Source organism: Vibrio gangliei (genome assembly GCF_026001925.1).
Taxonomy (GTDB): domain Bacteria; phylum Pseudomonadota; class Gammaproteobacteria; order Enterobacterales; family Vibrionaceae; genus Vibrio; species Vibrio gangliei.
Genome location: NZ_AP021869.1, coordinates 167,955 through 194,647, shown reverse-complemented (window position 1 = coordinate 194,647; position 26,693 = coordinate 167,955). Strand labels below are relative to the sequence as shown.

22 protein-coding genes and 1 pseudogene are annotated in these 26,693 nt (G+C 44.7%); 9 read left to right on the top strand and 14 right to left on the bottom strand.

The genetic code is table 11. The features are described 5' to 3' along the window. Nucleotides 1-2: 2 nt before the first annotated feature. The 10 genes from gspL to gspC form a co-directional block, all read right to left on the bottom strand. Nucleotides 3-1,442: a type II secretion system protein GspL gene (gspL, locus tag Vgang_RS00900; protein WP_105902655.1), complete on the bottom strand. Its 1,440-nt coding sequence runs from the start codon at nucleotides 1,440-1,442 to the stop codon at nucleotides 3-5. Continuing rightward, nucleotides 1,408-2,544 (bottom strand): type II secretion system minor pseudopilin GspK, encoded by a 1,137-nt coding sequence (gene gspK, locus Vgang_RS00895; protein ID WP_105902656.1) that lies wholly within the window; start codon nucleotides 2,542-2,544, stop codon nucleotides 1,408-1,410. Before gspK ends, gspL begins: the two co-directional genes overlap by 35 nt. Further along, nucleotides 2,541-3,269 carry a type II secretion system minor pseudopilin GspJ gene (gene gspJ, locus Vgang_RS00890; RefSeq protein ID WP_105902657.1) on the bottom strand — a complete coding sequence of 243 codons (729 nt, stop codon included), beginning with the start codon at nucleotides 3,267-3,269 and terminating at the stop codon, nucleotides 2,541-2,543. The genes gspK and gspJ overlap by 4 nt, the downstream gene beginning before the upstream one ends. Continuing rightward, the gene (gene gspI, locus Vgang_RS00885; protein ID WP_105902658.1) at nucleotides 3,256-3,621 is read right to left on the bottom strand and encodes a type II secretion system minor pseudopilin GspI; all 366 of its coding nucleotides are present in this window, start codon (nucleotides 3,619-3,621) and stop codon (nucleotides 3,256-3,258) included. Before gspI ends, gspJ begins: the two co-directional genes overlap by 14 nt. Next, nucleotides 3,608-4,186 carry a type II secretion system minor pseudopilin GspH gene (gene gspH / locus Vgang_RS00880; protein ID WP_105902659.1) on the bottom strand — a complete coding sequence of 193 codons (579 nt, stop codon included), beginning with the start codon at nucleotides 4,184-4,186 and terminating at the stop codon, nucleotides 3,608-3,610. The genes gspI and gspH overlap by 14 nt, the downstream gene beginning before the upstream one ends. A 199-nt stretch (nucleotides 4,187-4,385) precedes the next feature. Beyond that, nucleotides 4,386-4,847, bottom strand: a complete 462-nt coding sequence (gspG, locus tag Vgang_RS00875; RefSeq protein WP_105902660.1) for a type II secretion system major pseudopilin GspG — start codon at nucleotides 4,845-4,847, stop codon at nucleotides 4,386-4,388. A gap of 220 nt (nucleotides 4,848-5,067) precedes the next feature. Beyond that, complete coding sequence (gene gspF / locus Vgang_RS00870) at nucleotides 5,068-6,288, bottom strand: type II secretion system inner membrane protein GspF (RefSeq protein WP_105902661.1); 1,221 nt, start codon at nucleotides 6,286-6,288, stop codon at nucleotides 5,068-5,070. Nucleotides 6,289-6,291: 3 nt separating this feature from the next. Continuing rightward, nucleotides 6,292-7,806, bottom strand: a complete 1,515-nt coding sequence (gspE, locus tag Vgang_RS00865; RefSeq protein WP_105902679.1) for a type II secretion system ATPase GspE — start codon at nucleotides 7,804-7,806, stop codon at nucleotides 6,292-6,294. Continuing rightward, entirely contained in the window at nucleotides 7,806-9,803 is a 1,998-nt protein-coding gene (gene gspD / locus Vgang_RS00860) for a type II secretion system secretin GspD (RefSeq protein ID WP_406708298.1), read from the bottom strand. The genes gspE and gspD overlap by 1 nt, the downstream gene beginning before the upstream one ends. Before the next feature lie 108 nt (nucleotides 9,804-9,911). After that, the gene (gene gspC / locus Vgang_RS00855; protein ID WP_105902663.1) at nucleotides 9,912-10,826 is read right to left on the bottom strand and encodes a type II secretion system protein GspC; all 915 of its coding nucleotides are present in this window, start codon (nucleotides 10,824-10,826) and stop codon (nucleotides 9,912-9,914) included. A gap of 379 nt (nucleotides 10,827-11,205) precedes the next feature. Here gspC and hslR point away from each other — a divergent pair, with 379 nt between their 5' ends. The 6 genes and pseudogenes from hslR to Vgang_RS00825 all read left to right on the top strand — a co-directional run bounded on the left by hslR (nucleotide 11,206) and on the right by Vgang_RS00825 (nucleotide 18,061). Beyond that, nucleotides 11,206-11,595, top strand: coding sequence for a ribosome-associated heat shock protein Hsp15 (gene hslR, locus Vgang_RS00850; RefSeq protein ID WP_105902664.1), 390 nt, complete (start codon nucleotides 11,206-11,208; stop codon nucleotides 11,593-11,595). Between the two features lie 21 nt (nucleotides 11,596-11,616). Further along, entirely contained in the window at nucleotides 11,617-12,483 is an 867-nt protein-coding gene (gene hslO / locus Vgang_RS00845) for an Hsp33 family molecular chaperone HslO (RefSeq protein WP_105902665.1), read from the top strand. 95 nt (nucleotides 12,484-12,578) lie between these two features. Next, on the top strand, nucleotides 12,579-13,088 hold the full coding sequence (locus tag Vgang_RS00840) for a helix-turn-helix domain-containing protein (RefSeq protein WP_105903797.1): 510 nt from the start codon (nucleotides 12,579-12,581) through the stop codon (nucleotides 13,086-13,088). Beyond that, a pseudogene (locus Vgang_RS00835) lies at nucleotides 13,076-13,927 on the top strand (IS3 family transposase); the annotation flags it as partial. The gene Vgang_RS00840 and the pseudogene Vgang_RS00835, both read left to right, overlap by 13 nt. 268 nt (nucleotides 13,928-14,195) lie before the next feature. Then, entirely contained in the window at nucleotides 14,196-15,830 is a 1,635-nt protein-coding gene (pckA, locus tag Vgang_RS00830; RefSeq protein ID WP_105903644.1) for a phosphoenolpyruvate carboxykinase (ATP), read from the top strand. Between the two features lie 212 nt (nucleotides 15,831-16,042). Further along, nucleotides 16,043-18,061: an AsmA family protein gene (locus Vgang_RS00825; protein WP_105903645.1), complete on the top strand. Its 2,019-nt coding sequence runs from the start codon at nucleotides 16,043-16,045 to the stop codon at nucleotides 18,059-18,061. Between the two features lie 121 nt (nucleotides 18,062-18,182). Here Vgang_RS00825 and Vgang_RS00820 read toward each other — a convergent pair whose 3' ends face one another. From Vgang_RS00820 to typA, 4 genes are all read right to left on the bottom strand, one after another. Continuing rightward, nucleotides 18,183-19,106, bottom strand: coding sequence for a bifunctional GNAT family N-acetyltransferase/hotdog fold thioesterase (locus Vgang_RS00820; RefSeq protein ID WP_105903646.1), 924 nt, complete (start codon nucleotides 19,104-19,106; stop codon nucleotides 18,183-18,185). Between the two features lie 24 nt (nucleotides 19,107-19,130). Next, on the bottom strand, nucleotides 19,131-19,568 hold the full coding sequence (gene dtd, locus Vgang_RS00815; protein ID WP_105903647.1) for a D-aminoacyl-tRNA deacylase: 438 nt from the start codon (nucleotides 19,566-19,568) through the stop codon (nucleotides 19,131-19,133). Beyond that, entirely contained in the window at nucleotides 19,565-20,440 is an 876-nt protein-coding gene (locus Vgang_RS00810; protein ID WP_406708297.1) for a virulence factor BrkB family protein, read from the bottom strand. Before Vgang_RS00810 ends, dtd begins: the two co-directional genes overlap by 4 nt. Before the next feature lie 195 nt (nucleotides 20,441-20,635). Then, nucleotides 20,636-22,465, bottom strand: coding sequence for a translational GTPase TypA (gene typA, locus Vgang_RS00805; protein ID WP_105903649.1), 1,830 nt, complete (start codon nucleotides 22,463-22,465; stop codon nucleotides 20,636-20,638). A 641-nt stretch (nucleotides 22,466-23,106) separates the two neighbouring features. Between typA and glnA the strand changes: the two genes are divergently transcribed. The 3 genes from glnA (at nucleotide 23,107) to glnL (ending at nucleotide 26,673) form a co-directional block, all read left to right on the top strand. Next, nucleotides 23,107-24,516: a glutamate--ammonia ligase gene (gene glnA / locus Vgang_RS00800; RefSeq protein WP_105903650.1), complete on the top strand. Its 1,410-nt coding sequence runs from the start codon at nucleotides 23,107-23,109 to the stop codon at nucleotides 24,514-24,516. A gap of 232 nt (nucleotides 24,517-24,748) precedes the next feature. Then, nucleotides 24,749-25,414: a DUF4124 domain-containing protein gene (locus tag Vgang_RS00795; RefSeq protein WP_245879975.1), complete on the top strand. Its 666-nt coding sequence runs from the start codon at nucleotides 24,749-24,751 to the stop codon at nucleotides 25,412-25,414. Nucleotides 25,415-25,584: 170 nt separating this feature from the next. After that, nucleotides 25,585-26,673: a nitrogen regulation protein NR(II) gene (gene glnL, locus Vgang_RS00790; protein WP_170066865.1), complete on the top strand. Its 1,089-nt coding sequence runs from the start codon at nucleotides 25,585-25,587 to the stop codon at nucleotides 26,671-26,673. Nucleotides 26,674-26,693: the final 20 nt, after the last annotated feature.

The window sequence follows — 26,693 nt, the reverse complement described above, 5'->3', positions numbered from 1 at the left end:
CTTTAATTCCCCGCCCCTTTTTCTTTGATCACATAACTGCCTTGGACCACAGTGCCATTCTTATTTAATTGGCCTTGTTCCACCGAAAAAGTTTTCGCGAGCTCAGTACGTAATATTTCAAATGATTGGAAATCATTACTTTGCGCATTAAGGCGAATTTCTTGACGCGAACCATCAAATTGAAGGCTTTGAATCGAGACCGATTTCACCTTTTGCAGTGCTGGCGGTAATTGGGCAACCCAACCTAATAATGATGGACCGCCCGCGCTATTGCCTCCCGATAACGCGCTTTCCTCTTCTTGCATCAAACGCTTCAAATAACTGACGGTAGGAATACGCTGTCTATCTGGGAAAACACTACGGAAAATACGTTCGCTTTCAGTGCGGTAAGCTTGGGTTTGCGCTTCTAGTTGCTGAACTTGCACGCTTTGCTGCACCAACAATAATGCAATAAAAATAACACCGGCTACCGCCACTTTACGCCACATTTTCCAGTGTTTAAACCAAGAAGACTGCGCTTTAAAAGGCCCAGTAAGTAAATTCACCGAAGCAGAAATGGCCCCTTGCGATAAAGTCTGCATCAACATTTCTTTTGGCGCTTCCAGCCACTTGCCGGGCAATTGCGTATGTTGTTGCGGCTTATCGCTGTAGCAATAAATGGTCAATGACTCTGAAGCTTCATCCGACTGTCCTAATGCTTCCACACTGGACTGTGCTGCTTCGATGACTTCCGACATCACCTCAAGCTCATTATTTTCAGCGCCGCTAATATTTGCAGAGCTAAAGTTTTCAGAGCTAGGGTTTTCAAAATCAAGGCTTTCAACGCTCGCTTCATCAGTAGATGACTCTTGCAGCAACTCATCGAAATGCAAAGCATCACCATCGGGCTGTAACCAACCTGAATTTAAAAAGAGCTCCAGCCATTCTTCATCAACCGCCGCACCCTTCACATCACTTTTACGCAATAGCCACTGATTATCCACCTGCATGGCACTAATGCAGCCATCTTTTAAGGGTAAAGCAAGGCAGTCTGGCAAAACTTTTTTCAGCGTTATGCCATGAGATTTAAAACGTTCAACCCAATCAGCAAGGGTCTGATGCAATACCGTGGCGACAATGGCTTCATCACCCTGCTTCTTAATGATGCTAAAGTGCATTTTGTCGATGTCTTGCGTCAGTTCATCTTCCATTAAAAATGGCAACATATTGGCTAATTGACGCCCAGCACCAGCTGGAATTTGAATCGGAGTGATCAACACCTCACTGCTCGGCAATAAGGCGATCACACTACGCTGAGCGCTGTAATCGACTAACTCTGCTAAATGCTCTCGATTAGCTAATTCACCCGATGCAATCACATCATTTAAGCTATTCGACCAAACTAACCAAGGTATTGGATCGGTTGGGTTACTGCTCAGCTTGATTGTCAGAAACTCGTTCACTGATCCCTCCGAAACGACGACGGATTACTTGCGTCGTTTTTTTATCTGCACTGTAGATTAAACTTCGTAATCTCACTCGTGAATCTTCCACTTTAATTTGTGTATGCAATTCAAAATATTGGCTGGTCACGGCTAAAAAAGGGCTCGCTTCACTTTTAATATTAGCGGCCACTTTGCCTAATTCAGCTTCATTTAAAAAACTATCGACGTCTTTCCAACCATCGCGAGGCCTTGAATCAATTAACTGTAAAGCATCGCTCAAACTTAAAGACGGTTGGAACATGCCAGCTAAAATCGCCGCTTGTTCAGGCTTTAACGTATTCACATTGATGTACAAGTCGGTCGTGGGCAGCGCACAGGTCAATTGCTGTAAAATGGTCATGGCTTGCGGAGTCACTTGATAAACCGCACGCAATTCATTGTTATCGGCAAGCAAACCATCGGGGGCTTCATAGCTAGGCTGCATCCCTTCATAATTGCTGCTTTCTACCCCGCTTGGGGTACTGACTTGTGCATCACTATCGACAAACTCTTTGATGGAGTCCGCTATCACTTCTGCCTGATAGCTGTCGATTGATGCGCCACTATTCTCCTGCTGCTGGCTTTGCTCTTGCAGCATATAGGCTAAGGCTTTTAATAAATAAGGCCGCTGTGACGAATTGGTCTCAGGCAAACTGGCTAAGGCGTTTACATTAAAACACGCCTGCTTATCAATAATGCTGCCAATCGCCTCACCATTTTCTAGCGGGTATTGCGTCCCCTCTATTGCCCACGCTTGGCTCAGATTGATGTTATCCGCGTTATCTTTGTAAGTTTCTTCTATCGCCGCTTGCGCAAGTGCTTCAACGCCCACGCTGTACCAATACGCTTGTTGATGATGCAATAAATTACTGGCGCGATAAAACTGGGTCGACATACGCTCAGTCATGGTAGCCGCGATTGCCACTAGCACAGCCACTAACAGCAACACAAAAATCAATGCCACACCGCGCTGCTTTTGTAAGCTGGTTTTTCTCAGGCCGTTTTTTTGCAGACCGCTTTTTCCCTGAGTGCTTTTTTCCAAAACAACGCCTTTATTTTGCAACTTCAAGGGCGACGTCATTGCGTCACCTCATTGGCGCTATCATTATCTGAATTCTCATTAAGCGCCGAACTCGAAGCACCAGGTGCAATCAAAAAGACTCGACGTATTTTGCCATAATCTTGCAGCGTCATATTCACCTCGACCGCTGATGGCAACTGGTTTTCGCTTTCCCAGGTTGGCTGCCATTGATCATCCGCATAAAAACGAAAACTGATGCCTTCGACTTTATCGAGTACATCCCTTGTTAATGGCTCTTGTCCTTCTGCACTGTCTGGATAGCGCCACCACACTCGCTCAAGTTTGTGCTCAACTAACCGATAACCCACTTTTAATACTTCACCACGAGGAAAGGCTTGCTGAGGATTTTGCCAACCTAAACGGGTAAATAAAATTCCGTTAGAGTCAGAATCTAAAACATACTCTCCGACATACAACATTCGAGTCGTGGTCGCATTGGCGCGTCCTTTAAACGTACGAGCTGCCATTTGGCGAAAATCGCTTTCCAATACGATCATCGCGCGTTGAATTTGTTGTAAGCGCACCGTTTTTTCTGCCGATTGCTCATTGCTACGCTGCACCTGATTAACCACTTGATAGGCGGCAATGCTTAAGCTAGCGAACACCATAATGGCAACCATCACTTCAATGAGAGTGAAACCAGCCACCGCTTTACGAATACGGCTTAACCCAAGCTTACGGTTTAACCCTGTCTTACTGCTTAACCCTGTCTTACTGCTTAACATAGGTTCTCACCGTCATGAGGTTACTCTTGCGATCTTCATGTAATGATACGCTCACATCGACGGCTTGAATCAGCCCTAATCCTGTTTTTACCGGAGTGGCTGTCCAATACCACTTTTGCCCTGCAAACTCCTCGACTCCTTTTTTAGAGGCGGTAAACGATGTGGCTAAATGCACCATCGCTAATTGATTATCCACCACCATACTGGCAAAGGTTTTTTCCTCTAAATAGGTTAAGGTGTTGATGTGTTGAGTCACGGCCCGAATCACACTGATCGCAGCAGTGGCAAAAATGGCTAATGCGATCAACACTTCAAGCAGTGTCATGCCTCGAGTGCGATTAAGGCGTTTCATCTAACACCTCACCCGGCGCTAATAAATGCACTTCGCCCACTTCTGATACATTGACACGCCAGGTTTGCTCTAAGGCTTGATTGGGCTCTGAAGCAAAACTCATCTCAAATGGGGTCATATCTCCACTCGACAGCACATACACTTGCGGTGGCTTAGGTTTGGCATTTTCATCGTCAAAACGGTCTTCGTAGAAATCCTCTTGCTCAAACAAGGAATCACGGTTATTCCATGCATCGCTGCCAAGCTCAATAGTCACGCTCAGATCTTGCGGTAAATCCGTCGAAGCAAATTGCGGGCTATCTTCCATTTTTTGCCAACCTTTATCCCCCAGCTGCATATAGTGATAGTGCGACTTTTTGGCATCGATGAATAGGCCATAATCTTGACCACTTAAGATCGCATCATCACTTAATAATTGCAGCCGTTGGTAGAAACGTGACGCTTCCTCTTTCGCTTGGTCGTCTTTGTTTTGTGGCAACGTCTGCACCACCGTGAGCGCACTCAGTGACATTAGCACCACCACTAAAAGCACTTCCAACAAAGTAAAACCACGCTGACGCTGCATTCTTTTCCTTAGTATGTTACGAGTTTTTAGCCGTCATTCCGTACATGAGCCTAAGCGAAGAAGATACGGAATCTCCCACAACTCATTGATACATCAAAAGTGGTAGGAGAGCCTGAACTACGCTCCTTCGTCGCTATTCAGGATGACGCTATTCGAGCTACGAGAAGTGAAACGACCGTAATCCGAGCCACGTTTTCTATTATTGGAAATCCTGAATATTCCAGTTGCCAATATCTTGCTGTGAACCTTCGTCACCGCCTTCTTGGCCATCAGAACCTAAAGTGAACACATCGACCGTACCGTGATCGCCAGGGCTTAGGTATTGATAATCACCGCCCCAAGGGTCTTTTGGTAGGCGCTTGATGTAGCCACCATCACGGTAATTACGAGGCTCTGGGCTGCCAGTTGGTTTTGAAACCAATGCATCTAAACCTTGATCTGTGGTTGGGTAAACGCTGTTATCTAACTTGTACATATCGAGTGCATTTTCCAGTGCCACAATATCGGTCACCGCTTTTTGTTGGTCGGCTTTTTCTTTGTTACCTAAAAGGTTAGGTACAACAAAGCTAGCCAAAATACCCAAAATCACCACCACAACCATAACTTCAAGCAAGGTGAAGCCCTGTTGTTTATTCGTTGATAAATTCAATTTTCTACTCATTGTGACTCCTACAAAAATATAAGTTACGTATCTCTTTGGACGTATCTCGAGTTTCGGGCGCTACGCTGCTCGTGGCTCGAAAAAGACAAAAGCATTCCTATAGTACTAGCAGCGAAGCGACCTAGCAGCGAAGCGACCTAGCAGCGAAGCGACCTAGCAGCGAAGCGACCTAGCAGCGAAGCGACCTAGCAGCGAAGCGACCTAGCAACGCTTTTCATCCTTACTGCGTTACCAAATTATTCAATTCCAATATCGGCATTAACGTTGCTGTGACAATAAACAACACGATGCCAGCCATAAACACAATCAATAATGGTTCAAAAATGCCTAATGCCATATTGACCAGGGATTCAAAATCTCGGTCTTGGTTATCGGCGGCGCGGATCAGCATAGGTTCAAGCTCACCACTTTGTTCACCACTGGCGATCATGTGTAGCATCATCGGCGGAAACAGCTTGGTGTGCTCTAGTGATTTACGCAAGCTGGTGCCTTCACGCACTTTATCTGCCGCCTCTAAAATCTGCGCTTTAAAATATTGATTACTCATCACATCGGCAGCCACTCGCATCCCATCTAACAGTGGAATCGCACTGGAAGAACAAATCGCGAGCGTTCTGGCAAAGCGTGAGGTGTTTAACCCTTTTGCCACCTTACCAATCACAGGCAAGGATAAAATTTTCCGGTCCCATTTCATGCGAAAACTTGGCTTTTTTAAGGCCCACTTTAAGCCAACAATCAGTGCCACTATCAGGCCTAAAACCAATAGCCCCCAATGCTGAACAAAGTTACTCGCTAGCAGCAAGAACTGGGTCGAAGCAGGCAAACCTTGCCCCATTTGTACAAACTGATCGACAATTTTAGGCACCACCGCCGCGAGTAAAAACGCCACCACACTGATCGCAATTAAGGTCAACATGGTTGGGTAAATCAGGGCTTGTTGCAGTTTAGAACGCATTTTTTGGCGATTTTCAGCGTAATCAGCAAGGCGATCCAAAATCGCATCCAGATGGCCCGATTTTTCACCCGCTGCGACCATGGCACAAAACAAATCATCAAACACAGCTGGGTATTCCGCCATGCTGTCCGATAAGGTGTAGCCTTCGACCACTCGCGAGCGAATACTGACCAACATATTTCGAATGTGCGGCTTTTCAGTTTGATCCGCCACAGCACGAATGCATTCTTCTAGCGGCATGCCGGCTTGAACCAAAGTCGACAGTTGACGTGTCACCAGAGCTAATTCGTTGGTACTGATCCCGCGTTGAAAACTAAAACCACTGGATTTGGCTTTTTGCGCTTTGGCTTTAGTTTCCACCACTTCGGTTGGCATTAAGCCTTTTTCTTTGAGGCGTTGGCGTACTTGGCGAGCATTATCCCCCTCTAATACACCTTTCTTTTGCTTACCTCTTGCATCCAGTGCTTTGTATTCAAATGCCGCCATGACTTACACTTCCTTGGTCACGCGTAACACTTCTTCTAAAGTCGTGATACCTTGACGCACTTTCGCTAAACCATCATCACGAATACTCGGAGTATGTGAGCGAATTTGTTTCTCAATACTTTGCTCACCCGCTTCTGAATGAATCAACTCTTGAGTATCTTCATCAATCAATAACAGTTCATGAATACCAGTTCGACCACGGTATCCTTTATGATTACAGTGCTCACAACCAGTAGGGCGATACAATTCTAGCTCGTCACTTTTCTTTAAACCGAACAGTTTTTTCTGTTGCTTATCAGCTTGATACGGCTCTTTACAACTCGGGCACAAGGTTCGCACTAATCGCTGAGCTAATACGCCGAGTAAAGACGAAGAAATTAAGAAAGGTTCGATGCCCATATCTCGCAGACGAGTAATGGCACCAATTGCGGTGTTAGTATGCAGTGTCGACATCACCAAGTGACCAGTGAGTGAGGCCTGAACCGCAATTTGCGCCGTTTCCAAGTCTCGAATTTCCCCCACCATCACCACGTCTGGATCTTGACGCAAAATAGCACGTAAGCCACGTGCAAAGGTCATGTCCACTTTCGGGTTAACTTGGGTTTGGCCTATGCCATCAATATCAAATTCAATCGGATCTTCGACTGTAAGAATATTTCGTTCGGTGCTGTTGAGCTCTTGCAAACCCGCATACAAGGTGGTGGATTTACCGGAACCCGTCGGGCCTGTCACCAAAATGATGCCGTGTGGGCGCGCAATCAGATGACGAAATGCTTCGTGATTTTTCTTGGTCATACCAAGGCTATGTAAATCCAAGCGAGTGGCATTTTTGTCTAACAAACGCATCACCACACGCTCACCGTGTGAAGATGGCATGGTAGAAACACGCACGTCTACCGCCCTGCCACCAATGCGTAGCGAAATACGACCATCTTGCGGCACACGCTTTTCCGCAATATCGAGTTTTGACATCACTTTAACGCGTGACACCAAAATCGGCGCGAGTTTACGGCTCGGAGATAACACTTCACGCAAGACACCATCCACACGGAATCGAATCGAGAGCACTTTCTCAAAGGTTTCGATATGAATATCCGACGCCCCTTCTTTAATCGCCTCACCGAGCATGGCGTTGATCAATTTAATGATCGGCGCATCGTCTTCAGATTCCAACAAATCTTCATTTTCAGGTAGCTCTTCTGCTAATGAAAAAAAGTCATCATCGGCGCCAATGTCTTCCATTAACTGACGCGCTTCAGAGGAATCACGTTGGTAGGCTTGCGTTAATCTACTTTCAAATTCATTCGCATCTAACGGTTGCGGCTTAAAACTTTGCCCACAGGCACGACGAATTTCTAACAGCACTTGTGGCGTCAACTCTCCAGCGTAATACAGCACAGGTTGCGCCTCGCCATATTCCAGCACCACTTTATGACGCTTGGCGTAAGCAAAAGGCAAGCGCAGCGCCGAACGAGTTTCGACTTCTGCGCTTACTGCTTGAGTGTCATCATCCAACATCATTGCACGCTACCTTGAGACTCATCTTGATTTAACTGATCAAGGAACGCTTGAATTTCAGCCGGTTGACGCGTGTCTTGGCCAAATTTTGGAATCACTGGCGTTTCCGTGTTTGGCATTAACTTCAAGCCTTTTTGTGCGCGGTATAATTGCTCAGCTCGAATGTAATTGTACTTGCGACGTGATAAGCCATCGACCGCCATGCCATCACGAATAATGGTTGGCTTGATGAATACCATCAGGTTCTTTTTCTCTTTACTGGTGGTGGTGTAAGAGAACAGCGCACCTAGGTATGGAATATCGCCCAATAGTGGCACTTTAGAGACACTTTCTTGTGCGCGATCATCAATCAAACCGCCTAATACAATCATTTGTCCATCTTGTACCATCACTGAAGTATTAATCTGACGCTTAGCAAAGCGCACATCGACCGCGCCATTTGGCCCAAGAACATTTGACACTTCTTGTTCGATCTTCATTTGAATCGAGTCGCCTTCGTTGATTTGTGGCGTGACTTTCAATTTGATACCCACTTCTTTACGATCCACCGTTTGGAATGGGTTTGAGTTATCAGAACTGGCTGTCGAACCAGTCACCACTGGCACTTCTTCACCGACAATGAAAGACGCTTCACTGTTATCCAGTACCGTAATACTCGGAGACGATAGAATGTTGGAGTTGGTATTGGTCGCCACGGCACTGATCAAAGCCGTCCAGTCACCTTTTACAATACTCAATGCGGCACCATTCACGCCACTTAATGCGGCGGCTAGGGTTGAGTAATCGCCATCTTCTGTCGTAGTTTCATTACGTAAGAAGTTACCATTGTCATCATAAACAGCCGTCGTTGAAGTGTTGTCTTTGGCTTCTTCAATACCGACAGCAACCTGACCAATTTGGGCATTAGCATTGGAATATTGCACCATAGAACCGGTTTCAAGGTTGCCATATTGCACCCCAAGATCGATGCCATCGCCTTCGGATAGTTCCACGATTAACGCTTCAATCAAAACTTGCGCACGGCGAATATCCAACTGGCTGATCACATCTTGCAGCGCTTTCATAATATCGGGCGGCGCAGTAAGAACAAGAGCGTTAGTACCAGGGTCGGCCGCGATCATCACTTTGCCGCCATTGCTGCTGGTTGTGGTGCCAGATTTGGCTTCTTTTTCCGCTTGGAGGTTTTCAGACACGCCCGTGAGCACATCGACTAAATCTTCGGCTTTAGCATAACGCAAATACACCACGCGGTTATTGCCTTTGGTTGCCATTTCTACATCAAGCTGACTGATGAGCTTTTTCAAACGCTCACGCACTTTCGGATCGCCAGAAATCAAAATGGAGTTAGTACGCTCATCCGCTACCAATTTCGGTTGCAATAATTCTGGGGTATTTTTGGCATCGGCGCTTTTGTTTAATGAATCGACAATGCGCACCATTTCAGAGGCGGAAGCGTTCTTTAGCTCCACCACTTCGACTTCTTTGTCACCGGCTTGATCGACGCGTTTAATGATATCCGCCAGACGATTGACCACCGATGCGCGGCCAGTCAATAGAATGATATTAGAAGGGTCATAATGCACTACGTTACCGGCACCGGCATTATCATTAAGCTGACGTAAAATTGGCGATAATTCACGTACAGAAACGTTTTTCACTGGCACAACGCGAGTGATCACGGCATCGCCGCTGACATTCTCACCATTACCGACAACCGGTACACCCGATGTTTTGGCATCCTTGTCTTTAATGACTTTCAAGATACCATCATCCATTTCCACCACGGCGTAGCCATACACTTCCAACACATTCAGGAAGAACTTGTAATACTGCTCTTCATTCAATACATCGTAGCTACGCACATCAATTTTACCGCGTACCGTTGGGTCAACGATGATGGTTTTATGTAAATTACGTCCAACAATATTGATGAACTCTTGAATATCCGTGCCTTTAAAACTTGCGCTAAAATCCTCCGCAACGGCCGATACTGACATCAAACTTGTTAATGCAATCAGTGAGACTTTGCTCAACCACTTTTTCAAACTATGCTCCTGCTCACCAAAGGTGATTTTACTGTCCTGAAACGGCTGCTATGAGGCCGTTTAAAACTGAATATAAATATCATGCGGCTGGCCATCTCGTTCAACAGTGAGATTCCACTCCATTGAATCTAATGCGGTCTTCCACAGCTCCGTCATTTGAGAGGCATCGGTAAGATCTTGCCCATTTAAGGAAGTCGCAATGTCACCGTCTTTCAAGCCAACTTGATCAAAAAGTGCACGATCATTACCAGGCCGTACGCGATAACCTTTTAATTGCCCTTCTTCCATCACTTGAGAAAGGCGAATGTATTGAAATATCTTCTGCGGATCCGACGAGATCTCTTCACGGATCGTATCTAAATCTGCCGCGCCATCGCCTGTCTGAGCTGGTTCGACGGCTTGACGTGCCACCGGTTGCGGCGAGGCACTATAATCTATGCCTTGTAACATCAAGGTTTCATCTCGGCCTTGATTACGAATGATGACGCGATCGACATACACGGCTTGTAATGTCACCCGTGTATTATCAATGGTTTCACCAATACCATAAGTCGATTGTTTACCTTGGTTAGCAATAATAGCCAAACTGAGTTTATCGTTACTGCTGGACACTGCACCGACTAACGTTAAATTTAAACGCGTTTGTGGGGCATCTTTGGTCACGGGTTGAGACGATTCGGTTGGGGTTTGCGTGTATAAACCAAACAAATTCGCGCTGAGCAAAGAAGACACGGAATCGGTCGATTGTGGACGAGCAGAAGCGCTACTGCCTGAAACTTGAGGCGCAGTCCAACGAGAAACGGTTGGTTGAGTACTGAATAAAGACCAAATAAGGATTCCCACCAACCAAGCGATCATGGCCACCAGCACTAAAGTACACAAAAAGCTCACTTGAGCCTGATTTTGTACCCAACGGCTTGATAGTTGTGCCCATTGTTGCTGCCAGTTGTCTTTCGACACCAAGTTTGATGACATCTTATTCCGAGTCCATTCGCGTTAAATTATCGAGGAGTGTAAACCTTAACGGTTTAAAGGGATTAAACCAAATAAAATCATACGTTCTTATGCTAAGAGTCAAGGTTTTCTGAGTTTCTCGTCTCTTTGTTTCTCATCCAGTGTTACAGGCTGTCCATTCTATCTACTTTAGCCTGACCAGGCCTATTGGCAGACCACGAAAAAAGTGAAAATATCCCAAGATACTGTCTTTTTCCTAATATAACTTGAAAAATACTGATCGAGGCTCCATTTCCTTTGCAACAGGTTAAGTCTAATAACAACTTTTTATGTCATTTATATGTAAGTCGGCATCATAGATAACCGCCTTACTGTTCATCTTTTAGGGGCATATCTCAGAATGAGCTCACAAACATCATCGGTACGTTTAGACAAATGGCTTTGGGCAGCACGTTTTTACAAAACTCGTTCGATAGCCAGAAGCATGGTTGATGGTGGTAAAGTCCACTATAATGACCAACGTACCAAGCCGAGTAAAATCGTCGAATTGGGCGCTGAGATCCGTTTACGTCAAGGTAATGAAGAAAAAACCGTGATAGTAGAGAAAATCTCCGATCAACGTCGCGGTGCGCCTGAAGCGCAAACCTTGTATACTGAAACGCAAACCAGCATCCAAAAGCGTGAAGATAATGCGCAAAAACATAAACTCAACGCGTTATACAGCCCTAGCCCCGAGCGTCGCCCTGATAAGAAACAGCGTCGCAACTTAATTAAATTTAAACATCAATAAACACGCCGAGGTCTCAAACTCATGGCAAATAACCTTTTGCACCGCTATTTATTCGAAGATTTGTCTGTACGTGGCGAGCTAGTTCAACTCGATACGGCTTATCAACAAATTCTTGCTAATAAGGATTACCCGCAGCCAATTCAAACGATTCTTGGCGAATTGTTAGTGGCCACCAGCTTATTAACCGCCACTCTAAAATTTGAAGGTTCTATTACTTTGCAACTGCAAGGTGACGGCCCAGTCTCTTTAGTGGTGATTAATGGCGATCACGACCAAAAATTACGTGGTGTGGCTCGCTACAAAGGCCAAATCGATCCGGAAGCCAGCTTGCACGATTTAATTGGCAAAGGTCACTTAGTGATCACTATTTCACCGAATAAAGGCGAACGCTACCAAGGTGTGGTTGGTCTTGAAGGCGATAGCTTAGCGGAAATTTTAGAAGGCTATTTTGAGCGTTCTGAACAGCTAAAAACGCGCCTATGGATCCGTACGGGTGAGCATCAAGGTCAAGCTCATGCTGCTGGTATGATGCTGCAGATCATGCCAGATGGCACAGGTTCTGCCGATGATTTCGACCACCTAGAAAAGCTGACCGAAACAATTAAAAACGAAGAGCTATTTTCACTGGAAGCCAACGAAGTGTTGTATCGTTTATACAACCAAGAAAAAGTGCAGTTATTCACACCACATCCAGTTGAGTTCTTCTGCGGTTGTTCTCGTGAACGTAGCGCAGGTGCGATCGCTACCGTGGCCAAAGAAGAGTTAGATGACATTCTCGCCACCGATGGTGAAGTGGCCTTACATTGCGATTATTGTGGCACCACTTACTCTTTTGATGCGGCTCAAGTGGATGAAATCGTCACGGCTGCGAAGAAAAACCTACATTAATTCATTGTATACAATAAGTGACATATAATTGATAAAAAAGCCATGTAAATGAAGTGACCCCCAATAGTTGGACACCAATTATTGGGGGTCTTTTTATGTCCAAGTACAGTCGAGCATTGAAATGCTCTATTGCTAAACAATATCTACAAGGCGAGAGTTCATCTGAAGAGCTTTCTCGTCTTCATTCCATACCATCACGTCAAATACGTTACTGGGCACAAGTGTTTGATATTCATGGTTATCAGTCATTTAAACCTCATGGATTTGCGAAGACCGCACAGACCAAACTGCAAGCTTTAAAACACATGTGGACGAATGGTTGGTCTGTCAGTCACACTAGTGCGATATTGAATTTTTCGTCTCCTGGCACTCTCTCTGTTTGGCTCAAACAATATCAAAGAGATGGTATTCAGGGACTTGAGCGCAACAAAGGACGACCAACAATGAGTAAACACCCTTTTATTCAAGATAAGCACGATGATGAGAAAACACTTGAAGAGCTCAAAGAGGAGTTAGCGTACTTGCGAGCAGAGAACGCTGTCCTAAAAAAGTTAGAGGAGCTGGAACAGGAGAAACGTCGTCGAACAAAGAAAAAACGAAAGTAGTTCTAGCTCTTAGAAATCAATATTTACAACAACATCTCTTATATACCCTTAAGTTAGCGAGAAGTAGCTTCTACTATCATACGCAATCAAGCAACGCCGCAGATAGTTATCAAGATGAGAAGCAGTTGTTCGAGAAAATATACCATGACCATAAAGGGAGGTATGGCTATCGTCGCATTCACCTAGAGTTAAGGAAGCAGGACGTGATGTTAAACCATAAGACAGTTCAACGTCTGATGAGGTTACTTGGCTTGAAATCAACGGTTAGGCCCAAGCGGTACAGCTCATATAAGGGAGGAGCAGGAACAACCGCTCCGAATGTACTAGAGCGTGACTTCACTGCAACAAAGCCAGATGAGAAATGGGTAACAGATGTCACTGAGTTTAAAGTTAAGCAGCAGAAGGTGTACTTATCACCAATCGTCGATCTATTTACACAGGAAGTCGTCGCTTATAAGGTTGCTAAAAACGCGTGCTTACCTCTCGTCACTGACATGCTAACAGAGGCAGTTTCGACCTTAGATAAGAACGCGAAGCCAATCGTTCATAGCGATCAAGGGTGGCAATATAGGCATAGAAAATATCAGAAAGCTCTCGCTGACCGAGGGTTAACTCAAAGTATGTCGCGAAAAGGAAACTGTTTAGATAATGCAGTAGCAGAGAACTTCTTTGCCTTGCTGAAAACAGAAATGTACCATAACCAGCACTTTGAAAATGCGGATGACTTAATCACACAGATTGAAGAATACATCGAGTACTACAATACGAAACGCATCAAGGTGAAATTAAAAGGCCTGACTCCGATAGAATATCGAAATCAGGCCTTACAAGCCGCTTAACAGAACTGTCCAACTTTATGGGGTCACTTCAAAAAGCGGCTTTTTTGTTTTCTTAATCCCCTCCTCAGCCTATCTAGCCTGTTTTAGATCACAACTTATTTCGTTTCAGATATTAATCAGACTGCTCTTGATCACAACTTTTTCTATTTCTTTCTTTGCTACTCTAAAGTTGTATACACGATCATAAAACCGCACGAAGAAAGTGGTTATAGTGTATTTCAACTAAAATAATATAAATATCCTACAAATTTCCTATTAAGGAGCATCTATGACTGTTATGGATCAGGCTACTCTTGCACCTACAACTACGTTAGATCTATCTGCTTACGGTATCAGCAACGTGACTGATATTGTTCGCAACCCAAGCTACGAACAACTCTTTGCCGAAGAAACCAAAGCCGAATTAACTGGCTATGAAAAAGGTATCGTGACGGAATTAGGCGCGGTTTCTGTCGACACTGGCATCTTTACTGGCCGCTCACCTAAAGACAAATACATCGTCAAAGATGAGGTCACCAAAGATACGCTGTGGTGGTCTGATCAAGGTAAAAACGATAATAAACCCATCACTCCTGAGGTTTGGAAAGAGCTGAAATCATTGGTCACCAAGCAATTATCAAATAAACGTTTATTTGTGGGTGATTGCTTCTGTGGCGCTAACCCAGAATCTCGCTTAAAAGTCCGGGTTATTACCGAGGTCGCTTGGCAAGCACACTTCGTAAAAAACATGTTTATCCGCCCAAGTGAAGCGGAATTAGAAGATTTCACTCCGGACTTTGTGGTCATGAATGGTGCGAAAACCACCAATCCAAACTGGAAAGAACAAGGTCTCAATTCAGAAAACTTTGTGGCATTTAACCTCACCGAACGCATTCAAATCATCGGTGGTACTTGGTACGGCGGTGAGATGAAAAAAGGCATGTTCGCGATGATGAACTACCTGTTACCACTGAAAGGCATGGCGTCAATGCACTGTTCTGCCAATGTTGGTGAAAAAGGCGATGTCGCGATTTTCTTTGGCCTTTCTGGCACAGGTAAAACCACCCTTTCGACCGATCCAAAACGCCAATTAATCGGTGATGATGAGCACGGTTGGGATGACGATGGCGTATTCAACTTTGAAGGCGGCTGTTACGCCAAAACCATCAAGCTATCGAAAGAAGCCGAGCCAGATATTTACCATGCGATTCGTCGTGACGCATTGCTAGAAAATGTGTCAGTCACGCCAGAGGGTAAAATCGATTTCGATGATGGGTCAAAAACCGAAAACACCCGCGTGTCTTACCCGATTTATCATATCGATAATATCGTTAAGCCGGTATCCAAAGCCGGTCACGCACAAAAAGTGATTTTCTTAACCGCGGATGCCTTTGGTGTGTTGCCCCCAGTGTCTAAATTGACACCAGAGCAAACCAAATACCATTTCTTATCTGGCTTTACTGCCAAGTTAGCGGGGACAGAACGTGGCATTACCGAACCAACGCCAACCTTCTCAGCCGCCTTTGGCGCCGCTTTCTTAACTTTGCACCCAACCCAATACGCGGAAGTGTTAGTCAAACGCATGGAAGCAGCGGGCGCGGAAGCCTACCTAGTTAACACTGGTTGGAACGGCAGTGGTAAACGTATTTCGATTCAAGATACTCGTGGCATTATCGATGCAATCTTAGATGGTTCAATTGATCATGCAGAAACCAAGGTGATCCCAACCTTTAACCTTGAAGTACCCACTTCGCTTCCGAACGTAGATGCCAGCATTTTGGATCCTAGGGATACCTATGAAAATGCCGAGCAATGGCAAGCCAAAGCGGATGAGCTCGCACAATTGTTCATTAAGAACTTTGCTCAATATACTGATAACGAGGAAGGTAAAGCATTAGTCAAAGCTGGCCCTCAACTGGACTAATTCTATTTAACCACGTTAACCACAACGAGAAGCCTACGGGTTTCTCGTTTTTATTCAGGCGCAGGATAATTTAAACCCCACATCAAAATTGTGCCAACAAGCAGAAGTGCTTATACTTCCCCCTCGTCATTGATGCATATGTTTATTCTCACGATTCAATGATTTTGGAATGAGTTACCCTACCCAGTGACTTGAATATAATAGGACATTACATGAGAAAACTGCTTGCCATTGTTGTCGGCTTACTGTCATTAGTGGTAATTGCGCTATCCGCGTCTTATTCTGCTCTGCACACAAAATATGCGGCACAAGTCGTTAACACTGCGCTGGAATACGTTTATGACGGTCAAGTCCAGGTGCGAGGTGTCACATACTCCTATCAAGAACCCCATCATATTCAACTTGATGGCGTGTTAATCAAACGCCAAGACAATTCATCGACCTTAATCGAACAAATGGATATTTGGCTGGGTGACCAAATCTGGGCTGAAAATAAGATTCAAATCGATAATGTGGTTATCGATGGAGTTAAATTACAAAGCGGCTGGCCCAAAATGACGTTACCTCGTTATATGCAATTGAACCAGCTCTCTATCGCCAATATTGATTTTGCCAACCAAGGCTGGGTCGCTCGAGATGTAAATATTCAAATCAAACAACCGAAGCATCGTGATGCCCCTTTATTACCGTTTTATGGCGAGATTCAATTATCTGCTGACCAACTGTATTGGCAAGGTGAAGCCTTAGATAAAGTGTATTTGGATGTCGACATCACCCCAACACATACCACTTTTTACGATATTCGCTTCCAATGGCGACAAGGCCAATTTGCGGCTCAAGCAACCAAAAAACAAACCGAAACTGAATGGCAATTACCGCGAGTGTCCATCACAGGGCTACGTTTGCAGCAAAATGATTTAGACAGCATCAGCAAAGCCAGTCTGAATTGGTTCGACCACATTCCTATGCTGATCGATGATTTAACCATCAGTGAATCGAGCATAGAAACCTCGCTATTGAGTGCCAATAACATCAAATTAAATGCCAATGACTTACGTCTGCCTTTACAGGTTTGGCAACAGCGTGATACCTCAGTCTTCGCCACTGCGGACAACATGAGCCTTTTAGGACAAGCAATTCAATCCCCAGCGATGGATATCAGCCTACAGCCCGATACGGTCAATATTCGAGATATTTCTTTAGAAATGTTGCAAGGTAATTTACACCTGCAAGGCACCCTAACCCCAACCAGCTTGAACCTCGCTCAGCTGAATATCAACAACATGAAATGGTTTCCAACCCCTGAAACGAAACAGCATGTGGCCGATTACTTGCAACAGTTGGAAAACATTGAAGCTAAGATGGTCACCATCAATAATGTACAGTTTATCGACCTGACTACCACTCCGGCCAAACAAGCCAGTGGTTTAAGCATTGAAGGTGACAACATCGAGATCAAAAAGGATAAGCACTGGGGACTATGGCGCGGCAAATTAACCGTCAGCGCTTCCAATGCCACCTACGATAACGTCACCAGCAAAAACCCGATTGTCAGTATGCACAGTAAAGAGGGGCATTTCTGGCTAGATAAACTGTTTATACCGCTCGAAAATGGCTTAGTAAAAGGCACGGCGGATATGGCTTTCAATCAAACCAGTCAACCATGGAATGTCAACCTTGAAGCCTCTGGCATTCCACTGCGCTTTTTCTCGCGTTGGTTTGATCTGCCTCTTCATCTCGATGGCATTACCGACTTTACGGTCAAAGGTGAAGGCTTATATGGCGATGAGTTGATTTTTAATCACAGCGTGACCGGTAAGTTAGACGCGAGTGTGACTCGAGCCACCAGCGAAGATGACTTCCAAACCTTATGGCTGCGTAATCAAGGAATAAAGGTTGAACCGTTAGTGCCACCACAAGACGAAACATCGTTATCAACAGAGCAAGACGCGAAAGAAAACGCCAAGGCGAAGTCTCAAGCTAACCAGAAAAAAGACGCCCAACCGGTGACCATCAGTGACATTCATTTAGTCGCCGACCGTGGCCGTTTATCGCTCAAGCCTTTTAGTATTGATGGCAAAGATTTTTCTGCTCATTTCGGTGGAGAGTACGATTTCTTATTTCCCGAGAAAGGCAATTTACAATATCGATTAGAAGGTCAATGCCAAGCGCTCATATTCAACTTACTTGGCGATAGAAATTCAGTACAAGTTGAGAACGATTGCCGCTAAATAAGACCAATCGTACCAATTACCTCATCCTCTTTGCTTGTTAAAAGGCTCGAAAAAAATGCGCGATTCATTATTCAGTGAATCGCGCATTTTTATACCCATTTTGAATTTTCATCGACCACTAACGAACGACAGGGGCTTCCCCTAAAAAGTCCGTCATCAGCATATAAGTCCCCGTAAACTCAACCGCCGCCACATCACCACTATAAACCGTCACTTTCACGATAATACGAGCGCGGCGTCCGTTCATTAAGCGATCTAAATCGCCACTAATCCCATCTAAAGAAGTAACGGCAACCGGACTTTGTGTCACGGGAGCACGAAAACGAACGCTACTGTCAGCCAAAATGATATCGGCTTCCAAACCTTTCTCACGCATCAATAGCCACGCCATGCCCCACCCAGTCAAAGTGGTTAAGGTAAAAATAGACCCAGCGAACATGGTCTCATGTGGGTTAATATTCGGGTTTAACGGCGCGGAGCATTCAAATTGATACCCAGTGTATTGGCTAATACGAATCCCCATTGCGGCACAAATTGGAATTTCTTGACGCCAACGCTTTTGCAACTCATCACACCAATCTGGTCGGCGAGAAACATTGGCACTGGCCTTTAAACGCTTGAGCATTTGCTGGTGTCTTACTGGACCAATTTCGTCACTCAATTCACCTTGGCTTTCAAAACCATTTTTGGCATAAAAACTGATCGCATCCTGACGAGAGTTACACACTAATCGCTTAGCCCCTTCTTGCAGCGCATACGACTCCAGAGCCACTAAAATCAGCGAGCCGAGACCTTTCCCCCTATGCTGAGGCAATACCGCCATATAACGAATTTGACCTTCATTATTCGGGGTTAAATACATACGCCCCACCGCCATAATGCGGCCGCGGCCATCGACAATCATGCGATGCTCACTCATTTCATCGTATTCATCACGCTCAGATCCGAGCGGAAGGTGAAATGGTTCTCGCAACATTTGCCAACGAAAATGATAATAATCCTGCAAGTCAGATTCGGTTTTTGGCGTCACTAACTTAAACATGTAAATCCCTTACTTGTTAATTATTTAGACTTGTAACCAGAACGTGACGGGGCCGTCATTCACTAATGCCACTTTCATATCTTGGGCAAAACGGCCATTTTCGGTACGCACATTCGCTTGGCGACAATAATCGGAAAAACACTCATACAAACGTTCAGCTTCCGCAGGATCTGCGCCCTTCGAAAAACTTGGACGCATGCCTTTTTTGGTGTCTGCTGGCAAAGTAAACTGAGAAACCACCAGCACATCACCACCCGCTTGCTTCACATTCAGATTCATTTTGCCCTGTTCATCTTCAAAAATGCGATAACCTAGCACGCGCTCGGTCAGCCTTTTCGCTTTGGCTTCATCGTCACCTTTTTCAACGCCAAGCAAAACAAGTAAACCTTTATCAATTTGCCCGACAATCTGACCTTCAACTTTTACGCTGGCCTCACTGACCCTTTGAATCAAAGCAATCACGAATCGTTCCCTTTTCCTTTCACTTTTTCAACAACATGCCTTAATGGATGATAAGGCTCATCATTATACCAATGCTCTCGTTCACCTAAGCTCGCGGTTACTTCAGCGCCCACTAATACAATGAACCAACACAAAAAAATCCAGACGAACAATATTGGAATCGCCGCCAAAGCACCATAAATTAACTGATAAGAAGGAAAAGTAGTGATGTATATAGCAAAGCCTTTCTTCGACAACTCAAACAACAGACCGGCCACTAAGGCACCTGCACAAGCATGATGCAGTTTCACTTTAATGTTAGGTACGAGCATGTACAAGCCGACAAACGCCGACATGGAAAGTAGCACCGGTAAAATTCGATAAATGCCACTCACCACTTCTTTGCTTAAGTACTGCTCAGAGGTGATGTATGAGCTTAATGCTAAGCTCGCCCCCATCAGAATCGGCCCCAAGGTGAGCACCATCCAATACATAGAGAAAGAATACACCAAGCGGCGTTTACGTTTGACTCGCCAGATGTAGTTCAGATTTTTATCTATGTTTGAAATCAACATCATGGCAGTGATAAAGACGAAAGCACCCCCAATGGCGGTCATGCTCGACGTATTAGAGATAAACGTGTTGAGCGCATTTTTTACGGCATCCCCCGCGGCAGGCATGAAGTTTAAGAACACGAACTCTTGAATTTGCTCGGTGATGCCTTCAAACACAGGAAATTTTGAAAGCGCAGTCACCAACACCGTCATCAACGGCACCAATGAAAGTAAAGAAATGTAGGCCATGTAACCGGCATTGACCGCTAAACGATCCAGTACGATTCTATCTTTTAAATACAGCAGATAATGAATACATACGCTGATTTTTTTATCCATCATCACGTCCCTAATGATTTTAACTAGGATGGTCTCTTTCACAAAATAAAGCGCTTCAAATAGAGTGCCAACCTCTAATCTTAAAGTAATTTAAGCACATAGCTGACTTTATGTGGCTGTCTCTAGAATAATAAAAAAGCCGATGCATTGATAGCATCGGCTTTAATTGCGTATAAACGCTTAAGCGGTTACGGCTTACTTAGCAGCACGACCTGCACGTTTACGATCGTTTTCCGTTAGGAACTTCTTACGGATACGAATACTTTCAGGTGTCACTTCTACTAGTTCGTCATCATCAATGAACTCAAGTGCTTGCTCTAGCGTGTATTTGATTGCTGGAGATAGCGTTTGAGCTTCATCTGTACCTGATGCACGGACGTTCGTTAGCTGCTTACCTTTCAAACAGTTTACGGTTAAGTCGTTTGAACGGTTGTGAATACCGATAACTTGGCCTTCATAAACTTCATCCGCGTGCTCTGCAAATAAACGACCACGGTCTTGAAGGTTAAACAGTGCGTAAGTCAACGCTTTACCGGTTGCGTTAGAAATTAACACACCATTGTTACGTTGACCGATAGTGCCACCTTTGTGTGCATCATAACGATCAAATGTATGATAAAGCAGACCAGAACCTGAAGTTAACGTTAAGAATTCAGTTTGGAAACCGATCAAGCCACGAGAAGGCATATCGAAGTCCATACGTACACGGCCTTTACCATCTGGTGCCATGTCAGTCAGTTCACCTTTACGGATACCGATGTTTTCCATGATGCCACCTTGGTGTTCTTCCAACACGTCGATAGTCACTTTCTCATACGGTTCCATTAATTGGCCGTTTTCTTCTTTGATGATTACTTCTGGACGTGATACTGCAAGCTCAAAGCCTTCACGACGCATATTTTCGATCAAGATAGAAAGGTGAAGTTCACCACGACCTGATACTTTAAACTGATCAGGGTTATCGGTTTGCTCAACACGTAATGCTACGTTGTGTACTAATTCTTTTTCTAGACGCTCAAGAATGTTACGTGAAGTCACGAACTTACCTTCTTTACCCGCGAACGGAGAAGTGTTTACTTGGAACGTCATGGTTACTGTTGGTTCGTCAACAGAAAGAGGAGTCATTGGCTCAACGTTGTTTACATCACAGATGGTGTCAGAGATTTTTAGCTCACCAAGACCCGTGATTGCAATGATGTCACCCGCGTTAGCTTGCTCAACTTCGTGACGCTCAAGGCCAAGGTAACCAAGCACTGTACCTACTTTACCGTTACGTTTTTTACCATCAGCACCAACGATAGTCACTTGTTGGTTAGGACGAACCGTACCACGAGTTACACGAGCAACACCGATAACACCTACGTAAGAGTTGTAATCAAGTTGAGAGATTTGCATTTGTAGCGAACCGTCGATGTCAACATTTGGACATTCAACGTTATCAACGATAGCTTGGAATAGTGGTTCCATGTTCTCGCCTGTTTCGCCTTCTTCAAGCGTCGCCCAACCGTTAAGCGCAGAAGCGTAAACCACTTGGAAGTCTAACTGTTCGTCAGTTGCACCTAGGTTGTCGAATAAGTCGAACACTTGATCCATAACCCAATCAGGACGAGAACCTGGACGGTCGATTTTGTTGATAACAACGATTGGTTTCAAACCGTGTGCGAACGCTTTTTGTGTTACGAAACGAGTTTGAGGCATTGGGCCATCAACTGCGTCAACAATAAGAAGCACAGAGTCAACCATCGACATGATACGTTCAACTTCACCACCGAAGTCGGCGTGTCCTGGAGTATCTACGATGTTGATGCGGTAATCATTCCAGTTAATTGCGGTATTTTTCGCAAGGATGGTAATACCACGTTCTTTTTCGATGTCATTTGAATCCATGACGCGCTCTTCAGCTTCACCACGAGATTCAAGGGTACCCGATTGTTGTAAAAGCTTATCAACCAAGGTCGTTTTGCCGTGGTCAACGTGCGCGATAATCGCGATATTTCTTAACTTATCAATCTGTGGAGTAGTCATGGAATTCGATTCACTTATAAAAGACGCCCAAACACTGGACGAACTTGATTAAAAAAACGGTCGTAAATGTACCAGATTTTGGAAAAAAACCTAGAAATAAGTCACATTAATGGACAAATATTACCCAGAAATGACGATTTAAGTGTAGACCACTCAGTACAAGGCCTGGACGAGCAACACAATTTTTCCTCTTCCTTTCATTTTTATCTTCTCTTTCTGATTGCGCGTTTTATTTTTCTTTTCCGTGAAGTGTGCCCTACGCACCATAGGGATGCTTTCCTTACTCATTACCTCCCCCCTTATTAATTACATTGACAAACCGTGCAATTCTCGGCTGAATAGGGAGAGTTATTTATCCTTTTTGCATCAGAATGGAACATAAAGCACCAATTTGGTGCAAATCGATTCCAAAACAGTGCAATGATATGCACTTAATTGGTATAGATAACTTTAATTCATTGTTTTTTAAGGATTTATATTTTTGGCACGATTTTAGCTTTAGTTTCAATAAGAAATAGTTTTAGCAACTAATAGTTTTGGCAAATTAGATTTGTATTTTAATCGAGATGCTTAAAGCTAGATATCCATTGGAATCGCTTTGATCGCTCAAACCATATTGTTAACACCGGAGGTTATCCAAGATGTCAGTAGAAAATGTTCTATCTCTGATCACAGAAAACGAAGTTAAATTTGTTGATTTACGCTTTACCGATACCAAAGGTAAAGAGCAACACATTTCAATCCCTGCACACCAAGTAGATGCTGACTTCTTTGAAGACGGTAAAATGTTCGATGGTTCTTCAGTTGCTGGCTGGAAAGGCATTAACGAATCAGACATGGTAATGATGCCAGACGCATCAAGCGCAGTTCTTGACCCATTCACAGAAGACGCAACGCTAAACATCCGTTGTGACATTCTTGAGCCTGCAACGATGCAAGGTTACGATCGCGATCCACGTTCAATCGCAAAACGTGCGGAAGATTACATGCGTTCTACTGGCATTGCAGACACCGTTCTTGTGGGTCCAGAACCAGAATTCTTCCTATTTGATGACATCAAATACGGCAACGACATTTCTGGCGCATTCTTCAAAATTGATGACGTAGAAGCCGCTTGGAACACAGGCACATCATACGAAGAAGGCAACAAAGGCCACCGTCCTGGTGTGAAAGGTGGTTACTTCCCAGTTGCTCCAGTGGATTCTTCACAAGATATCCGTTCTGCAATGTGTTTAATCATGGAAGAAATGGGGCTTGTGGTTGAAGCTCATCACCACGAAGTAGCAACCGCGGGCCAAAACGAAATCGCATGTCGTTTCAACACGCTAACTGAAAAAGCGGATGAAATTCAAATCTACAAGTATGTGGTTCATAACGTAGCGCACGCTTACGGCAAAACAGCGACTTTCATGCCTAAGCCACTGGTTGGCGACAACGGTTCTGGTATGCACGTTCACCAATCTCTAGCAAAAGACGGTGTAAACCTATTTGCGGGTGACAAGTACGGCGGTCTATCTGAACTCGCTCTTTACTACATCGGTGGTATCATCAAGCACGCGCGTGCAATCAACGCCTTTGCTAACCCATCGACTAACTCGTACAAGCGTCTAGTCCCAGGGTTTGAAGCACCTGTTATGCTTGCATACTCTGCACGTAACCGTTCTGCATCTATCCGTATCCCAGTGGTACCAAGCCCGAAAGCGCGTCGTATCGAAGCTCGCTTCCCAGATCCAGCAGCAAACCCATACCTAGCGTTTGCGGCACTGCTAATGGCAGGTCTTGACGGTATTAAGAACAAGATCCACCCTGGTGATGCCATGGATAAAGACTTGTACGATCTACCAGCAGAAGAAGCAGCTGAGATTCCAAAAGTAGCAGAATCTCTAGAAATCGCACTGAAAGCGCTAGATGAAGATCGTGAGTTCTTAACCGCTGGTGGCGTGTTCTCTGATGACTTCATCAACTCTTACATCAGCTTGAAATCAAAAGATGTAGAGCGCGTGAACATGGCGACTCACCCACTAGAGTTTGAATTGTACTACTCTGTATAATTTCAAGCTGGTGACTCTGTTCAGATTTTTTCTGTAACAGTGTAAACAATAAGAAAATTTTAGGCTCGCCTCTCAGGTGAGCCTTTTTTTTATTGTCGCTTTTTGACTATCAATTAAGCTAACTCTAACCTTCTTCTCTTTCGAGCATCTCTAGGAAGAAGAACAGCTCAAACGCAATGGAAAGTCGCCGTCATTGTGTGAATTAATATAAAACTGAAAAACGGTATTCATCATGAAATTGTTTCATCTCTCTATATTGTTTCATCTCTCTACAATGCTGGTTACCTTAGGTATTGGGCAAACGGCTCAGGCGGCACAAGTTTATAAGTGGACCGACAGTAAAGGCGTTACCCACTTTAGTGATAGCCCTCCGCCCTCTCAAGCGAGTAATAAAGAAACCGTATCGCTGCCCGATATCAAAGCGCCTGCACCAAAGCCACAATACGGTAATAGTCAGCAAATCGACGAATCTGTTGCCGCCGCAACGAGCTCTGCCGAGAGTACGTTAGCGCCGCAGACAGCAACAGAAGTAACAGAAGCAACAGAAGCAACAGAAGCAACAGAAGCAACAGACAAGGAGACCAGCACCAAAGCAGAGCAGCAAGAAGAAACCATCACGGTAACGCTAGCCAATTTACAGGACGATCAAACCATTCGTAGCAGCCGTGGCTATATCACGGTGCAGGGAGAACTCAGCCGTAAGCTCGGAATTAGCGAAGCACTGCAACTAATGATGGATACGCAACCTTATGGTGCACCACAAACTCCGGCCATTTGGGAATTGCAAAATATTGACCGAGGTACGCACACTTTTTCAGTCAATGTTGTCGAAAGCGGCAAGGTTATTGCATCATCTAAAACAATCACTGTGCACCTGCATAGAACAACAGTGAAATAGTTGCATCACTGCCTCATTGTGGAACTGAATCTGTGCCCCATTGAGCAAAGGCCACGATAAGTCTTTTATCTACAAACAAAAAAACACTTTCTGTTTGTGTTGATTTTTATCATGCCCCATACTGATGCTTTCAGGTGCACCATTTTAGTGCGTAAAAATGGATTTTGAGCATGATGACCCACAGTAGCTTTAACACTAATGAACTCTCGACCACCATACTCGGAAATATGGTGACCGCGACCTTATTATTGGATGAAAAGTTAACCATTCATTATGCCAACCCAGCAGCAGAACAATTATTCTCACAAAGCGCGAAACGTCTGATTCATATTCCACTGGCACAACTGATCCAACACGCTTCAATGGATTTGGCGCTATTTACTCAACCACTACAAAGCGGGCAAAGTATCACCGACAGTGACGTGACTTTTGTTATCAATGGCAAGCCTATGTTGCTAGAAGTCACAGCCAGTCCACTTTCAGTCAAATCAGACAACAAAACTCAATTAATGCTGCTGGTCGAAGTACGTAAAATTGACTATCAACGACGCTTAAGCCAAGAGCTCAATCAACACGCTCAACAACAAGCGGCCAAATTATTAGTTCGCGGCTTGGCACACGAAATCAAAAACCCACTCGGTGGGCTGCGCGGTGCAGCGCAATTACTGGGTCGAATGTTGCCCGACCCAAGCCTGAATGAATATACCCAAATCATTATTGAGCAAGCAGACCGTCTGCGAGCCTTAGTTGACCGACTACTTGGACCACAAAAGCCAGGCAAAAAATCACCGGTCAACTTACATGAAGTGCTAGAAAAAGCGCGTCAATTGGTGGAACTTGAATTTGGAAATCAAGTGATTATCGAACGCGATTACGATCCCAGTATGCCGCACATAGTGATGGATGCCGATCAAGTCGAGCAAGCCTTTTTAAATATCACCAGTAATGCCGCTCAAGTGTTAGCCCCCCAACCTAATGGCACCATCACCATCAAGACCCGCACCGTTTACCAAGCCAACATTCACGGCCAAAGGCACAAATTAGTGGCACGCATTGAAATCATGGATAACGGCCCGGGCATACCAGCAGAACTGCAAGATACACTTTTTTATCCTATGGTCAGCGGCCGTGAAGGCGGTACGGGCTTAGGCCTTTCTATCTCACAAAATATTATCGACCAACACAACGGCAAAATTGACGTTGAAAGTTGGCCAGGGCATACAGTTTTCACCATTTATCTACCAATTCAAACCGTCTAATGACGTATGGAGTATGCCTC

Excerpts from the sequence above, each read along its gene's own strand:
- gspK (WP_105902656.1), bottom strand. The coding sequence starts at position 2,544 with ATGACGTCGCCCTTGAAGTTGCAAAATAAAGGCGTTGTTTTGGAAAAA.
- gspJ (WP_105902657.1), bottom strand. The coding sequence starts at position 3,269 with ATGTTAAGCAGTAAGACAGGGTTAAGCAGTAAGACAGGGTTAAACCGT.
- gspI (WP_105902658.1), bottom strand. The coding sequence starts at position 3,621 with ATGAAACGCCTTAATCGCACTCGAGGCATGACACTGCTTGAAGTGTTG.
- gspH (WP_105902659.1), bottom strand. The coding sequence starts at position 4,186 with ATGCAGCGTCAGCGTGGTTTTACTTTGTTGGAAGTGCTTTTAGTGGTG.
- gspG (WP_105902660.1), bottom strand. The coding sequence starts at position 4,847 with ATGAGTAGAAAATTGAATTTATCAACGAATAAACAACAGGGCTTCACC.
- gspF (WP_105902661.1), bottom strand. The coding sequence starts at position 6,288 with ATGGCGGCATTTGAATACAAAGCACTGGATGCAAGAGGTAAGCAAAAG.
- gspE (WP_105902679.1), bottom strand. The coding sequence starts at position 7,806 with ATGTTGGATGATGACACTCAAGCAGTAAGCGCAGAAGTCGAAACTCGT.
- gspD (WP_406708298.1), bottom strand. The coding sequence starts at position 9,803 with ATGTCAGTATCGGCCGTTGCGGAGGATTTTAGCGCAAGTTTTAAAGGC.
- gspC (WP_105902663.1), bottom strand. The coding sequence starts at position 10,826 with ATGTCATCAAACTTGGTGTCGAAAGACAACTGGCAGCAACAATGGGCA.
- hslR (WP_105902664.1), top strand. The coding sequence starts at position 11,206 with ATGAGCTCACAAACATCATCGGTACGTTTAGACAAATGGCTTTGGGCA.
- hslO (WP_105902665.1), top strand. The coding sequence starts at position 11,617 with ATGGCAAATAACCTTTTGCACCGCTATTTATTCGAAGATTTGTCTGTA.
- Vgang_RS00840 (WP_105903797.1), top strand. The coding sequence starts at position 12,579 with ATGTCCAAGTACAGTCGAGCATTGAAATGCTCTATTGCTAAACAATAT.
- pckA (WP_105903644.1), top strand. The coding sequence starts at position 14,196 with ATGACTGTTATGGATCAGGCTACTCTTGCACCTACAACTACGTTAGAT.
- Vgang_RS00825 (WP_105903645.1), top strand. The coding sequence starts at position 16,043 with ATGAGAAAACTGCTTGCCATTGTTGTCGGCTTACTGTCATTAGTGGTA.
- Vgang_RS00820 (WP_105903646.1), bottom strand. The coding sequence starts at position 19,106 with ATGTTTAAGTTAGTGACGCCAAAAACCGAATCTGACTTGCAGGATTAT.
- Vgang_RS00810 (WP_406708297.1), bottom strand. The coding sequence starts at position 20,440 with ATGGATAAAAAAATCAGCGTATGTATTCATTATCTGCTGTATTTAAAA.
- typA (WP_105903649.1), bottom strand. The coding sequence starts at position 22,465 with ATGACTACTCCACAGATTGATAAGTTAAGAAATATCGCGATTATCGCG.
- glnA (WP_105903650.1), top strand. The coding sequence starts at position 23,107 with ATGTCAGTAGAAAATGTTCTATCTCTGATCACAGAAAACGAAGTTAAA.
- Vgang_RS00795 (WP_245879975.1), top strand. The coding sequence starts at position 24,749 with ATGAAATTGTTTCATCTCTCTATATTGTTTCATCTCTCTACAATGCTG.
- glnL (WP_170066865.1), top strand. The coding sequence starts at position 25,585 with ATGATGACCCACAGTAGCTTTAACACTAATGAACTCTCGACCACCATA.